Origin of the sequence: Pseudomonas sp. Marseille-P9899, assembly GCF_903166565.1 — a bacterium.
Lineage (GTDB): Bacteria > Pseudomonadota > Gammaproteobacteria > Pseudomonadales > Pseudomonadaceae > Aquipseudomonas > Aquipseudomonas huaxiensis.
The window spans coordinates 247,875-260,965 of sequence record NZ_CAESCG010000004.1 but is presented as its reverse complement, the minus strand read 5'-3'; the positions used below and the strand labels follow the sequence as shown (position 1 = coordinate 260,965).

The following is a 13,091-nucleotide window of genomic DNA, read 5'->3' as shown; positions in this document are numbered from 1 at the left end:
AGCGCCTCAGATGCTCCACTTCCTACGCGCATCGCGGACCAGTCGAGGGGACGGACTTTCGGTCGATGGGGCAGGATGCGTGAGGCGCTCGGGTAGACCATCGCGGCGGATTCAGAATTGAGCAAGCACTTCGATAAATCGCACGCCAAGCCTGCTGCGCCTATGTGCATTTCCTTTTTCATTGTTCCCCAAAGCCCGGAATAGGTATGGCGGCTCGATAACATCCGCCTTGGCCCACATTCGTTGAGAGTGACACGACGTTTTTGCTTGCGCGTCAACTCGCCAGAGGAACGGTTTTTTTCGTGTGAAGTCGAGCTCTTACTATGCGCTCAAGGACTGAGCTTGGCTAAATTTCACGTCGACTCTATCCAAGAGTGGCAGTCGTTCGAACACGACGGCGTTGAGTTCGGTCTCGGCCACCTGTCGTCGCATCTGGTGGTCTTCAAGGCCGATAGACAAGACTATGAATTCGTTGTGACTTACGGCCTCCACTGCTTCACGAAAGACGGCAGCGGCACCAACATCCCGTACCGGTACGAAGACGGTCGGCATGGGCAAATGGTCTGCCTGGAACGCTACGAGGCCTCCAAGCAGCTCAAGGGCATGATAGAGAAGCTGGGCGCCGCTACGATCTACCACACGGAAGGGGAGCGGTTTTTCACCATGAGCGTGTTGAACAACGCTACCGGCCTGCTGGAACCGTACAAAGTGTGCCTGGCGTTCTATCGCGAACATCGCTTGCTGCGAATTCACGTCACCAGCGCGTATTTCGCACGCACTGGCGAAGGCTCACCGGATACCCCGATCAACAAGAAGGGGTTCAGTGTCTTCAAGGTCGCGATGGATACGCAAAGAAAGCCCAAGGGCCAATGCCCCAAGGAAGTACGGAATCGGCCGAAACCGTAAAAGTGAAGGGCCAGAAACGGCGAATCCCGCTCTAGGCGGGACTCTCAGCCGTCGATTGCATGCGTTCGACGGGGCAGGACGCTGTTACCTGGCTCTGGGCCATCTGACATTCATCAGAAGCGGGGTGCGATCCGAAGATCCCTGTAACCACCCTGTTCACGCCTAGGCGCAGACGATCAAATAGTAGTCAATCCATAATCACTACGTCAATCATGCTGTCACCTCCCGGATCACCTGGATTCACCCCCGATCATCCCTCAGCCCCCCGTTCGGGACTGGCCCTGACAGCGTCCAAGCCATCGACCAAACTGGCAGGTCTGTCAGGCTGCTCATACATGCTCCTGGGGCCCAGGACGCTGATGTCCCTGCCTCACCGCACCCGCGCCGGATTCCCCACCACCGTCGCTCCCGCCGGCACATCGCGGGTCACCACGCTGCCAGCGCCAATCACAGCGTTATCGCCAACGGTCACCCCAGGCAGGATGATCGCCCCGCCGCCGATCCACACATTGCGGCCGATCTTCACCGGCTTGCCGCTTTCCAGGCCGCTGCGGCGCAGTTCCGGGTCGCGGGGGTGGTCGGCGGTGTAGATCTGCACCGCCGGGCCGATCTGGCAGTCGTCGCCGATGCTCACCGGGCAGACGTCGAGGATCACGCAGCTGAAGTTCATGAAGACCCGCGCGCCCACGTCGATGTTGTAGCCGTAGTCGCAATAGAACGGTGGACGGATGACCACATCCGCACCAACCGTGGCGAAATGCGCAGCCAGCAGTTCATGGCGCTGTTCGTTGAGCAGGTCGGCGGAGCCGTTGTAGCGTTGCATCCAGTGCTTGTTGGCAATCTGCTCAGCCTGTAATTCCGCGCAGGAGGCCCGGTACAACTGGCCTGTGAGCATTTTCTGTTTTTCGCTGAGATCCATGGCCGTAACTCCTGGCTGATGGGTTAGGTTGCAAAAGTCTATCCTCTGTCCGAAAGATGACCGACTCACTGGAAGAAAGATCCTCCGGACCCGTTGCAAGGAGCTTCGATGAAACGCAGTCTCTCCCTTCTCGCCGTCGCCATCGTCGCCGTGGCCGCAGGTGGTGGCTATTGGTATGTGCAGGGCAAACAGCCGCTGCGCAACGGCGAATTGGTTCTGGCGAATCTTCAGGCGCCGGTCAGCGTGCGCTACGACGAGCGCGGCGTCCCGCATATCCAGGCACAGAACGAAAATGACCTGTACCGCGCCCTCGGCTACGTTCACGCCCAGGACCGGCTATTCCAGATGGAAATCACCCGGCGCCTGGCCCGGGGTGAGTTGGCCGAAGTGCTGGGGCCAAAGCTGGTGGACACCGACACCCTGTTCCGCAGCCTGCGCATTGCCGAGCAGGCGCAGGTCTACGTGGATCGGCAGGACAAGCAGTCTCCAGCCTGGAAAGCGCTGCAGGCCTACCTCGACGGCGTGAATGCCTGGCAGGCCGCGCATCCGAAACCCATGGAGTTCGATGCGCTGGGCATCACACCGCGCCCGTTCACGGCCCAAGACACGGTGAGCATCGCCGGCTTCATGGCGTACAGCTTCGCCGCGGCGTTTCGCACCGAGCCGTTGCTGACTTTCATCCGCGACCACCTCGGCGCCGACTACCTGAAGGTCTTCGACCTCGACTGGCACCCGGACGGCGTGCTGCAAAAGGCGCCAGCACTGGCCGACGCCGACTGGAACAGCCTGAGCCACCTGGCGCTGGTCAGCCAGCAAGCCCTCGGCGAAGCCGGCCTGCCGCAGTTCGAGGGCAGCAATGCCTGGGCCGTGAGCGGCCGTCGCACCCAGAGCGGCAAGCCGTTGCTGGCGGGCGACCCGCATATTCGCTTCTCGGTGCCGGCTGTTTGGTACGAGGCCGAGCTGTCGGCGCCGGGCTTCCACCTGTACGGCTATTACCAGGCGCTCAACCCCTTTGCGTCCCTCGGGCACAACCGCGAATTCGGCTGGAGCCTGACGATGTTCCAGAACGACGACATCGACCTGATCGCCGAGCGGGTCAACCCGGACAACCCCGATCAGGTCATGGTCGGTGGCCAGTGGCAGACGCTGACCCGCACCGAACAGACCCTCAAGGTCAAAGGCGAGGCGGACAAGACCATTACCCTGCTGCGCTCGCCCCACGGTCCCATCGTCAACAAGGTGATCGGCCAGGACGCGGGCCCGACGCCGATCGCCATGTGGTGGGCCTTTCTGGAAACCGAGAACCCGATTCTCGACGGTTTCTACGCGATCAACCGCGCCAGCACCCTGGACGCCATGCGCAACGCCGTGCAGAAAGTCCAGGCGCCGGGCCTGAACTTCATCTGGGCCAATGCCAAGGGCGATATCGGCTGGTGGGCTGCAGCAGCGCTGCCGGTGCGACCGGACGGCGTAAACCCGGCCTTCATCCTCGACGGCAGCACCGCCCAGGCCGACAAATCCGGTTTCTACCCGTTCAGCGCCAACCCGCAATCGGAGAACCCGGCCAGCGGCTATATCGTCTCCGCCAACTTCCAGCCGCTGTCACCCAGCGGCATGGTCGTTCCCGGTTACTACAACCTCGCGGACCGTGGTCAGCAACTCGACCGGCAACTGGCCGACACGCAGGTCAAATGGGATCTGCAAAACAGTCAGGCGCTGCAACTGGGGACCAGCACCGATTACGGCCCGCGCACCTTGGGGCCGCTGCTCGGGGTGTTGCGCCAGGTGGTGCAGGACGAGCAGGGACGCGAGCTGGTGGAGCAACTGGCCGGCTGGCGCGGCGACTACCCGCTGGCTTCGGTCAACGCCACGCTGTTCAACCAGTTTCTCTATGAACTGGCCTACGCGGCGATGCACGACGAGCTGGGCGATAGCTGGTTCCAGACGCTGCTGTCGACCCGGGTGATCGATGCCGCCCTGCCGCGCCTCGCCGCCGACGTCGATTCGCCGTGGTGGGACAGCCAGGGCAGCAGCGAGCGCGGCAGTCGCGCGGCGGTGGTCAAGCGCGCCTGGGACAAGACCCTGGCGCACCTGCGCGACACCCTCGGCACGGACCCCGCGAGCTGGCAGTGGGGCAAGGCGCACACCCTGACCCACGGCCATCCGCTAGGCATGCAGAAGCCGCTGGACCGTTTGTTCAACGTCGGACCATTCGCGGCGCCCGGGACCCATGAGGTGCCGAACAACCTGTCGGCGAAGATCGGCGCGGCGCCATGGCCGGTGACCTATGGACCGTCGACGCGGCGGCTGATCGATTTCGCCGATGCGGGGACGGCGTTGAGCATCAATCCGGTCGGGCAGAGTGGGGTGTTGTTTGATCGGCATTATGCGGATCAGGCGAAGGCGTATATCGAGGGGAAATACCAGCGGGCGTGGTTGGGGCTGGCGGGGGAGACGGAGGGGACGTTGCGGTTGGTACCAAGCAGGTAGAGTTTGGGGCCGCTCTGCGGCCCCAATCACGGTCTCAGATCAAGCCTGAGCCGCCGCCGGGCGACGCACATCCGGCTGTTTCCACGAATCCGCAGCGCTCTCTTCGATCGCCTGCTGAATCGCGCGCTTGCGACGCTCTTCGGCACGGCGGCTGAAGTACCAGATCAGGAAGGTAGCAAACGACACCACCAGCAGGATCAGGCTGGCCACGGCGTTGATCTCGGGCTTCACGCCCAGACGCACCGCCGAGAACACTTCCATCGGCAAGGTAGTGGAGCCAGGACCCGACACGAAGCTCGCCAGTACCAGGTCATCCAGCGACAGGGCGAAGGACATCATGCCGCCCGCCGCCAGCGACGGCGCGATCATCGGGATGGTGATCAGGAAGAACACCTTCCACGGCCGCGCACCCAGGTCCATGGCCGCTTCTTCGATGGACAGGTCCAGCTCGCGCAAGCGGGCCGAGACCACCACCGCGACATAGGCGGCACAGAAGGTGGTGTGGGCGATCCAGATGGTGACGATGCCACGCTCCTGCGGCCAGCCGATCATCTGTGCCATGGCCACGAACAGCAGCAACAGCGACAGACCCGTGATCACTTCAGGCATTACCAGCGGCGCGGTGACCAGGCCGCCGAACAGCGTGCGGCCCTTGAAGCGGGTCACGCGGGTCAGCACGAAGGCGGCCAGCGTGCCCAGCGCCACGGCGGCAACCGCGGTGTAACAGGCGATTTCCAGCGAGCGCATCACCGAACCCATGAGCTGGGTGTTGTCGAGCAGGCCGACGTACCACTTGATCGACCAGCCGCCCCAGACCGTCACCAGCTTCGAGGCGTTGAACGAGTAGATCACCAGGATCAGCATCGGCAGGTAGATGAACAGCAGGCCGAGCACCAGCATCAGCTTGGAGAATCCGAAACGCTTCATGCCCTGCCCTCCATCTCTTTGGCCTGACTGCGGTTGAACAGGAGGATTGGCACGATCAGGATCGCCAGCATGACCACCGCCAGGGCGGACGCCACCGGCCAGTCGCGGTTGTTGAAGAACTCTTGCCAGAGCACCTTACCGATCATCAGGGTTTCCGGGCCGCCCAGCAGCTCAGGGATGACGAACTCGCCCACCACCGGAATGAACACCAGCATGCAGCCGGCGATGATGCCGTTTTTCGACAGCGGTACGGTGATCTTCCAGAAGCTGTTGAAGGTGCTCGAACCCAGGTCCGACGCGGCTTCCAGCAGGCTCTGGTCGTGTTTCACCAGGTTGGCGAACAGCGGCAGGATCATGAACGGCAGGTACGAATAGACCACGCCGATGTACACCGCGAGGTTGGTGTTGAGGATCTGCAGCGGTTCGTCGATCAGCCCCAGCCACATCAGGAAGGCGTTGAGCAGGCCGTTGTTGCTGAGGATCCCCATCCAGGCGTAGACGCGGATCAGGATCGCGGTCCAGGTCGGCATCATGATCAGCAGCAGCAGGACGGTCTGGATGTCCTTGCGCGCATTGGCAATGGCGTAGGCCATCGGGTAGCCGATCAGCAGACACAGCAGTGTGCTGAAGAAGGCCATTTTCAACGAGCCCAGGTAGGCCGAGATGTACAGCTCGTCCTGGGTCAGCAGGCCATAGTTGGCCAGGTTGAGGACCACCTGGATCTTGTCTTCGACGTAGCTGTAGATCTCGGTATACGGCGGGATCGCCACATCCGCTTCAGCGAAGCTGATCTTCAGAACGATGAAGAACGGCAGCATGAAGAACAGGAACAGCCACAGGAACGGGGCGCCGATGACCAGGTGGCGCCCCTCGGGTGTTATGCGATTGAGGGCTCGCTTGAGCTTGCGCATGTTCATGACCGCAGTACCACGCCGCTGTCGTCTTCCCACCACACGTACACTTCATCGCCCCAGGTTGGGCGCGAGCCCTGGCGTTCGGCGTTGGCGACGAAGGACTGGACGATCTTGCCGCTCGGCAGCTCGACGTAGAACACCGAGTGGCCGCCCAGGTAGGCGATGTCGTGGACCTTGCCGCGCGACCAGTTGTACTCGCAGGTAGGCTGTTGAGCCGTTACCAGGAGTTTTTCCGGGCGCAGGGCGTAGGTGATGCGCTTGTCTTCCACCGAGGTGGTGATGCCGTGGCCGACGTAGATGTGGCGCTCAAGCTCGGGGCTGGCGATGCGCGCGTGGCCTTCGGCGTCGTCGACCACTTCACCGTCGAACAGGTTGACGTTGCCGATGAACTCGCAGACCAGGCGGCTGGTCGGGGTCTCGTAAACGTCGATCGGGCTGCCGATCTGGGCAATCCAGCCCAGGTGCATGATGGCGATGCGCTGGGCCATGGTCATGGCCTCTTCCTGGTCGTGGGTCACCATCACGCAGGTCACGCCGACCCGCTCGATGATTTCCACCAGTTCGAGCTGCATCTGCGAACGCAGTTTCTTGTCCAGTGCACCCATCGGCTCATCGAGCAGCAGCAGCTTGGGGCTCTTGGCCAGCGAGCGGGCCAGGGCGACGCGCTGACGCTGACCGCCGGAGAGCTGGTGCGGTTTGCGCTTGGCGTACTGGGTCATGTGCACCAGCTTGAGCATCTCGGCCACGCGGGCTTCGATCTCGGCCTTGGGCATCCGGTCCTGCTGCAGGCCGAAGGCGATGTTCTGCGCCACGGTCATGTGCGGGAACAGCGCGTAGGACTGGAACATCATGTTGATGGGCCGCTCGTAGGGCGGCATGTCGGTAATGTCGACGCCATCGAGGAAAATACGCCCCTCGGTCGGACGCTCGAAACCGGCCAGCATGCGCAGCAGGGTGGATTTACCCGAACCGGAGCCGCCGAGCAACGCGAAGATCTCACCCTTTTTTATTTCGAGCGAGACATCGTCCACCGCGATGGTTTCGTCGAACTTCTTTGTGACCCGGTCGATCTTGACCAGCACCTGTTTAGGTTGCTGATCGCCCTCGAGGGCTTTTTTGTAGGCGCCGGAGGCAACTGCCATGTGTGAAACTCCCAACAGAATGTTCTGTACCCGCCCCTGCCGTGACGGGTACGGATTTTTATTTGCCCGACTTGACCTTGGTCCAGATGCGGGTCATCAAACGTTGCACTTTGGGCGGTAGCTCAGAGTTGACGTACAACTTGTCCAGCACTTCCTGCGGCGGATAAACCGCCGCGTCCTTGCGAACATCCTGGTCCATCAGGTCGCCAGCCTTGGGGTTAGGGTTGGCATAACCAACGTAATCGCTGACCTGGGCAATGACCTCAGGCTTGAGCAGATAGTTGATGAAGGTGTGGGCCTCTTTGACGTTGCCGGCATCCTTGGGGATGGCCAGCATGTCGAACCAGAGGTTGCCGCCTTCCTTGGGGATCACATACGCGACTTCCACGCCCTTGCCGGCTTCTTCAGCACGGGCCTTGGCCTGGAAGATGTCGCCGGAGAAGCCCGCGGCGACGCAGATATCGCCATTGGCGAGATCGGATATGTACTTGGAGGAATGGAAGTAGGTTACGTAAGGACGCACGGCGAGCAGTTTCTTCTCGGCGGCTTCATAGTCCTTGGGGTTTTCGCTGTTGGGGTTGAGCCCCATGTAATTCAGCACGGCCGGCAGCATCTCATCCGCCGAGTCGAGGAAGGCGACACCGCAACTGGAGAGCTTCTTGATGTTCTCCGGCTCGAACAGCATGGCCCAGGAGTCGATCTTGTCGGTGCCGAGCACCGCCTTGACCTTCTCGACGTTGTAGCCAATGCCGTTGGTGCCCCACAGGTACGGCACGGCGTACTGGTTGCCCGGGTCGTTGCGCTCCAGGCGCTTGAGCAGGGCGGGGTCGAGGTTCTCCCAGTTCGGCAACTGCGCACGGTCGAGTTTCTGGAACGCGCCGGCCTTGATCTGCTTGCCGAGGAAATGGTTGGACGGCACGACTACGTCATAGCCGGTGCGACCGGCCAGGAGCTTGCCTTCCAGGGTTTCGTTGGAATCGAACACGTCGTACAGCGGCTTGATGCCGGTCGACTTTTCGAAGTCCGCGAGTGTGGTCTGGCCGATGTAGTCCGACCAGTTGTAGATGTGCACCGTTGGCGCCGCTTGGACGCTGCAAGCCAGCGTCAGACCCGCACCAGCCATGACGGCCTTGCGAAATACGGAAATAGACAAGTGGGAGGTCCTCTACATTAGTGCCCGTGGCATACGGCAGAAATACCTGCCGGCCATGCAAACCGGCGCGCAACTTACCTTCGATACACCTGACCAGCAAAAGAATTTTGCATTGCAGCCCCCACAGGACGCGGCTTTCACCGCGCCTGGGGGCGTCAGGCCGGGTTACTTGCCCGACTTGATCTTGGTCCAGCTACGAGTCACCAGGCGCAGGGTGGCCGGGTCCTGGTCGCTGATCGCATAGAGTTGTTTCTTCACTTCATCCGACGGGTAGATGCTCGGATCGCCGGAGATGTCTTTGTCTACCAGCGCAGTGGCGGCCTTGTTGCCGTTCGGGAAGCGCACGGAGTTGGTGATCTCGGCCATGATTTCCGGCTGCAGCAGGAAGTTCATCCACTGGTAGGCGGCGTCGACGTTCTCGGCGTCCTTCGGAATGGCGACCATGTCGTAGAAGGTGCCGGCACCTTCTTTCGGAATCACGTAGTCCAGCTTGACCTTGTCGCCGGCTTCGTGGGCGCGGGCCTTGGACTGCTCCAGATCACCTGAGTAACCGACGGCGACGCAGATGTTGCCGTTAGCCAGGTCGGAGATGTACTTGGAGGAGTGGAAGTAGGTCACCGAAGGACGGATGCTCATGAACAGGTCTTCGGCGGCCTTCAGGTCAGCCTTGTCCTTGCTCGCGGTCGGCTTGCCCAGGTAGTGCAGCGCGGCCGGGATCATCTCGGTCGGTGCATCGAGGAAGCTCACGCCGCAGCTCTTGAGCTTGGCGATGTTCTCAGGCTTGAACACCACGTCCCAGGAGTCGATCTTGTCGACGTCCAGTGCGGCCTTGACCTTCTCTGGGTTGTAGCCGATGCCGATGCTGCCCCACATGTACGGGAAGGCGTATTTGTTGCCTTTGTCGCTGGCGTCGCCGACGGCCTTGAGCAGGTCTTCGTCGAGGTTTTTCCAGTTGGCCAGCTTGGAACGGTCCAGCTCCTGGTAAACGCCGGCCTTGATCTGCTTGGCCAGGAAGTTGTTGGACGGAACCACTACGTCGTAGCCGGACTTGCCCGCCAGCAGCTTGGCTTCCAGGGTCTCGTTGCTGTCGAAGACGTCGTAGACGACCTTGATGCCCGTCTGCTTCTCGAACTTGGCGACGGTATCCGGGGCGATGTAGTCGGACCAGTTGTAGACGTGGAGGACCTTGTTGTCCGCCTGAACAGCACTAGCCATCATCCCCGCGAGGGAAACGGCCAACAGCGTCTTGCCCATTTTCTTCATGCGTTATTGCTCCAGAATTTTTATAAAGCCATCTGTTCAGCGGCCGGCCCTGTCGGCTCCCGGCTGAAACAGGCACTAGTCTGGCAAGATCCAAGGCGCTCTTTCAAGGAAAGAGCCGCCTCGGCAATGCCGCAAAGCCACCATGCCAGCCTAGCAGTTGATCAGCCCAGTGCTTCGAGGGTCAGATCCAGGCATTTACGAGCCTTTTCAACCAGTTCATCAATCTCTTCGCGGCTGATCACCAGCGGCGGAGCGATGATCATGGTGTCGCCCACGGCGCGCATGATCAGGCCGTTGTCGAAGCAGAACTGGCGGCAGATCATGCCGACGCCCTTGCCTTCGTAACGGGTACGCGTGGCCTTGTCCTTGACCAGTTCGATCGCGCCGAGCATACCCAGACCGCGGACCTCGCCCACCAGCGGGTGGTCGTTCAGCTCGCGCAGACGTTTCTGCAAATAGGGTGCCGTTTCCTCATGGACGCGCTCGACAATCTTCTCGTCGCGCAGAATCCGCAGGTTTTCCAGGCCCACAGCCGCTGCCACCGGGTGGCCGGAATAGGTGAAGCCGTGGTTGAAGTCGCCGCCCTCGTTAAGCACCTTGACCACTTCGTCACGGACGATCACGCCGCCCATGGGGATGTAGCCGGAAGTCAGGCCCTTGGCGATGGTCATCAGGTCGGGCTTGAGGTCGTAATAGTCGGAACCGAACCACTCGCCGGTACGGCCGAAACCGCAGATCACTTCGTCGGCAACGAACAGGATGTCGTAGCGCGCGAGGATTTCCTTGATCTTCGGCCAGTAGCTTTCTGGTGGAATGATCACCCCGCCCGCGCCCTGGATCGGCTCGGCAATAAAGGCGGCGACGTTGTCGACGCCGACTTCGAGGATCTTCTTCTCCAGTTGCTCGGCCGCCCAGATCCCGAATTCTTCCGGGGTCTTGTCGCCACCTTCGCCGAACCAGTATGGCTGCGGGATGTGAACGATGTTCGGGATCGGCAGGTCGCCCTGCTCGTGCATGCCGGACATGCCGCCCAGGCTGGCACCGGCCACGGTGGAACCGTGGTAGCCGTTGACGCGGCCGATGATGGTCTTCTTCTGCGGCTTACCCTTCAGCGCCCAGTAATGACGGACCATGCGCAGCACGGTGTCATTGCCTTCGGAGCCGGAGCCGGTGAAGAACACGTGGCTCATGCCTTCCGGGGCCACGTCGGAGATCGCCTTGGCCAGTTCGAGCGCCGGCGGGTGAGCCGTCTGGAAGAACAGGTTGTAATACGGCAGTTCGCGCATTTGCTTGCTCGCCGCATCGGCCAGTTCTTCACGGCCGTAGCCAACCGCCACGCACCACAGGCCGGCCATGCCGTCGAGGATCTTGTTGCCCTCGCTGTCCCACAGGTGCACGCCCTGGGCCTTGGTAATGATCCGCGGGCCCTTTTCCTGCAACTGTTTATAGTCGCTGAAAGGCGCCAGGTGATGATCACGACTCAGGTCCTGCCACTCGCGGGTTTGCGGGTTCTTGACGCTCATGTGCTTCTCCGTTTTCTGGCGGCCGCGCTCCTGCGGCCCCGGGGTTGATCAGACCGCGAACAGCAGGAACTCACGTTCCCAGGAGCTGATCACGCGCTTGAAGTTCTCGTGCTCGGCCCGTTTGGTGGCGACGTAGCCGGCAATGAATTTCTTGCCCAGGTACTTCTCCAGCGCACGACAGTTTTCCATGCGCTCCAGGGCGTCCTCGATGGTCAGCGGCAGGCGCAGGTTGCGCCGCTCGTAACCACGGCCCACGACCGGGGCACTGGCATTGATGCCTTCGACCATGCCGATGTAGCCGCACAGCAGGCTCGCGGCGATGGCCAGGTAAGGGTTGGCGTCGGCGCCAGGCAGGCGGTTCTCGACGCGGCGGTTCTGCGGGCCGGCATCCGGGACGCGCAGGCCGACAGTGCGGTTTTCCTCGCCCCACTCGACGTTCACCGGCGCCGAAGTGTCGGGCAGGAAGCGACGGAACGAGTTGACGTTGGGCGCGAACAGCGGCAGCACTTCGGGGATGAATTTCTGCAGGCCACCGACGTGGTACAGGAACAGCTCGCTCATGCTGCCGTCTTCATTGGAGAAGATGTTCTTGCCAGTCTTCACGTCAATGATGCTCTGGTGCAGGTGCATCGCACTGCCAGGCTCGCCGGTCATGGGCTTGGCCATGAAGGTGGCGGCGACATTGTGCTTGAGCGCTGCCTCACGCATGGTCCGCTTGAACACCAGGATCTGGTCGGCCAGGGACAGGGCGTTGCCGTGACGGAAGTTGATTTCCATCTGCGCGGTGCCGTCTTCGTGGATCAGCGTGTCCAGGTCGAGGTTCTGCAGTTCGCACCAGTCATAGACGTCTTCGAACAGCGGGTCGAATTCGTTGGCGGCTTCGATGGAGAACGACTGGCGACCGGTTTCCGGGCGGCCGGAGCGGCCGATTGGCGGCTGCAGCGGGGAGTCAGGGTCTTCGCAGCGCTTGGTCAGGTAGAACTCCATTTCCGGCGCCACCATCGGCTGCCAGCCCTTGTCGGCATAGAGTTTCAGCACTTTCTTGAGCACGTTGCGCGGCGACAGCTCGACCGGGTTGCCCTTCTTGTCGTAGGTGTCGTGGATTACCTGGGCAGTCGGCTCGATGGCCCACGGCACGAGGAACACGGCGTTCTCGTCGGGGCGGCAGATCATGTCGATGTCGGCCGGGTCGAGCAGCTCGTAATAGATGTCGTCATCGACGTAGTCGCCGGTCACGGTCTGCAGCAGGACGCTTTCGGGCAGGCGCATGCCCTTTTCGGCGATGAACTTGTTGGTTGGCGAGATCTTGCCCCGGGTGATACCGGTCAAGTCGCTGATCAGACATTCGACTTCGGTGATCTTGTGCTCTTTCAGCCAATCGGTGAGCTGGTCGAGATTGCTGCTACTCATAAATACCTCAGCAGGTAAATGCCTGGACTGTAGTCAAGACGCCTATGTCAGGCCGTCTCCAGCATTCTGGATCCCCGGACGGCCCAAAGCAAAAGGCGCGCGAGGAGAATGCGTCACCGGCATTGCCCGTGATGCAGAGGAGCCCGCTATAGTGATGAAAGGCAGTATGAGTAGATGAAACGATCGGGAACACGTCGCCTTGGCCGTCAACTATTTTGGCCGGCGCCAACGCTACTGACAGATAGCGTTCGCTGCTCGCGGAAATGGCATCCAGACCCGCCCGCACAGGGCAGCCGGTGTCGCCAATGATCGACAGGCGTGACATGTAACCCCCGGTATTATTGATGTTATGGGTTGCGACCGAGCTTAGCCTTGTTCATTTTTTTACACAACCACCCCGTAAAAAATAAAATACGGCTTACTCGTTTCACCCCTTTCACGACG

Annotated in this window: 10 protein-coding genes; 2 read left to right on the top strand and 8 right to left on the bottom strand. The window is 61.4% G+C overall.

Annotated features, from left to right (window positions below):
* Nucleotides 1–342: 342 nt before the first annotated feature.
* Entirely contained in the window at nt 343–906 is a 564-nt protein-coding gene (locus tag HWV67_RS20920; protein ID WP_175652637.1) for a hypothetical protein, read from the top strand.
* A 370-nt stretch (nt 907–1,276) separates the two neighbouring features.
* On the opposite strand, the gene HWV67_RS20915 is transcribed toward HWV67_RS20920, so the two are convergent.
* Nucleotides 1,277–1,825, bottom strand: coding sequence for a sugar O-acetyltransferase (locus tag HWV67_RS20915; protein ID WP_175652636.1), 549 nt, complete (start codon nt 1,823–1,825; stop codon nt 1,277–1,279).
* A 108-nt stretch (nt 1,826–1,933) separates the two neighbouring features.
* Here HWV67_RS20915 and HWV67_RS20910 point away from each other — a divergent pair, with 108 nt between their 5' ends.
* Entirely contained in the window at nt 1,934–4,315 is a 2,382-nt protein-coding gene (locus HWV67_RS20910) for a penicillin acylase family protein (RefSeq protein ID WP_175652635.1), read from the top strand.
* Nucleotides 4,316–4,354: 39 nt separating this feature from the next.
* Here the strand turns inward: HWV67_RS20910 and HWV67_RS20905 are convergent, their stop codons facing one another.
* The 7 genes from HWV67_RS20905 to HWV67_RS20875 all read right to left on the bottom strand — a co-directional run bounded on the left by HWV67_RS20905 (nt 4,355) and on the right by HWV67_RS20875 (nt 12,647).
* Nucleotides 4,355–5,242 carry an ABC transporter permease subunit gene (locus HWV67_RS20905; protein ID WP_110970770.1) on the bottom strand — a complete coding sequence of 296 codons (888 nt, stop codon included), beginning with the start codon at nt 5,240–5,242 and terminating at the stop codon, nt 4,355–4,357.
* On the bottom strand, nt 5,239–6,159 hold the full coding sequence (locus HWV67_RS20900; RefSeq protein ID WP_095156410.1) for an ABC transporter permease subunit: 921 nt from the start codon (nt 6,157–6,159) through the stop codon (nt 5,239–5,241). The genes HWV67_RS20905 and HWV67_RS20900 overlap by 4 nt, the downstream gene beginning before the upstream one ends.
* On the bottom strand, nt 6,156–7,298 hold the full coding sequence (locus tag HWV67_RS20895) for an ABC transporter ATP-binding protein (RefSeq protein WP_175652634.1): 1,143 nt from the start codon (nt 7,296–7,298) through the stop codon (nt 6,156–6,158). Before HWV67_RS20895 ends, HWV67_RS20900 begins: the two co-directional genes overlap by 4 nt.
* Before the next feature lie 58 nt (nt 7,299–7,356).
* Nucleotides 7,357–8,451, bottom strand: a complete 1,095-nt coding sequence (locus tag HWV67_RS20890; RefSeq protein ID WP_095156412.1) for a polyamine ABC transporter substrate-binding protein — start codon at nt 8,449–8,451, stop codon at nt 7,357–7,359.
* 165 nt (nt 8,452–8,616) lie between these two features.
* Nucleotides 8,617–9,714, bottom strand: coding sequence for a polyamine ABC transporter substrate-binding protein (locus tag HWV67_RS20885; protein ID WP_175652633.1), 1,098 nt, complete (start codon nt 9,712–9,714; stop codon nt 8,617–8,619).
* 161 nt (nt 9,715–9,875) lie between these two features.
* Entirely contained in the window at nt 9,876–11,237 is a 1,362-nt protein-coding gene (locus tag HWV67_RS20880) for an aspartate aminotransferase family protein (protein ID WP_175652632.1), read from the bottom strand.
* Nucleotides 11,238–11,285: 48 nt separating this feature from the next.
* Nucleotides 11,286–12,647, bottom strand: a complete 1,362-nt coding sequence (locus HWV67_RS20875) for a glutamine synthetase family protein (RefSeq protein WP_175652631.1) — start codon at nt 12,645–12,647, stop codon at nt 11,286–11,288.
* Between the last annotated feature and the right edge of the window lie 444 nt (nt 12,648–13,091).

Coding starts and splice junctions, on each gene's coding strand:
- HWV67_RS20915 (WP_175652636.1), bottom strand. CDS start 1,825: ATGGATCTCAGCGAAAAACAGAAAATGCTCACAGGCCAGTTGTACCGG.
- HWV67_RS20910 (WP_175652635.1), top strand. CDS start 1,934: ATGAAACGCAGTCTCTCCCTTCTCGCCGTCGCCATCGTCGCCGTGGCC.
- HWV67_RS20905 (WP_110970770.1), bottom strand. CDS start 5,242: ATGAAGCGTTTCGGATTCTCCAAGCTGATGCTGGTGCTCGGCCTGCTG.
- HWV67_RS20900 (WP_095156410.1), bottom strand. CDS start 6,159: ATGAACATGCGCAAGCTCAAGCGAGCCCTCAATCGCATAACACCCGAG.
- HWV67_RS20895 (WP_175652634.1), bottom strand. CDS start 7,298: ATGGCAGTTGCCTCCGGCGCCTACAAAAAAGCCCTCGAGGGCGATCAG.
- HWV67_RS20885 (WP_175652633.1), bottom strand. CDS start 9,714: ATGAAGAAAATGGGCAAGACGCTGTTGGCCGTTTCCCTCGCGGGGATG.
- HWV67_RS20880 (WP_175652632.1), bottom strand. CDS start 11,237: ATGAGCGTCAAGAACCCGCAAACCCGCGAGTGGCAGGACCTGAGTCGT.
- HWV67_RS20875 (WP_175652631.1), bottom strand. CDS start 12,647: ATGAGTAGCAGCAATCTCGACCAGCTCACCGATTGGCTGAAAGAGCAC.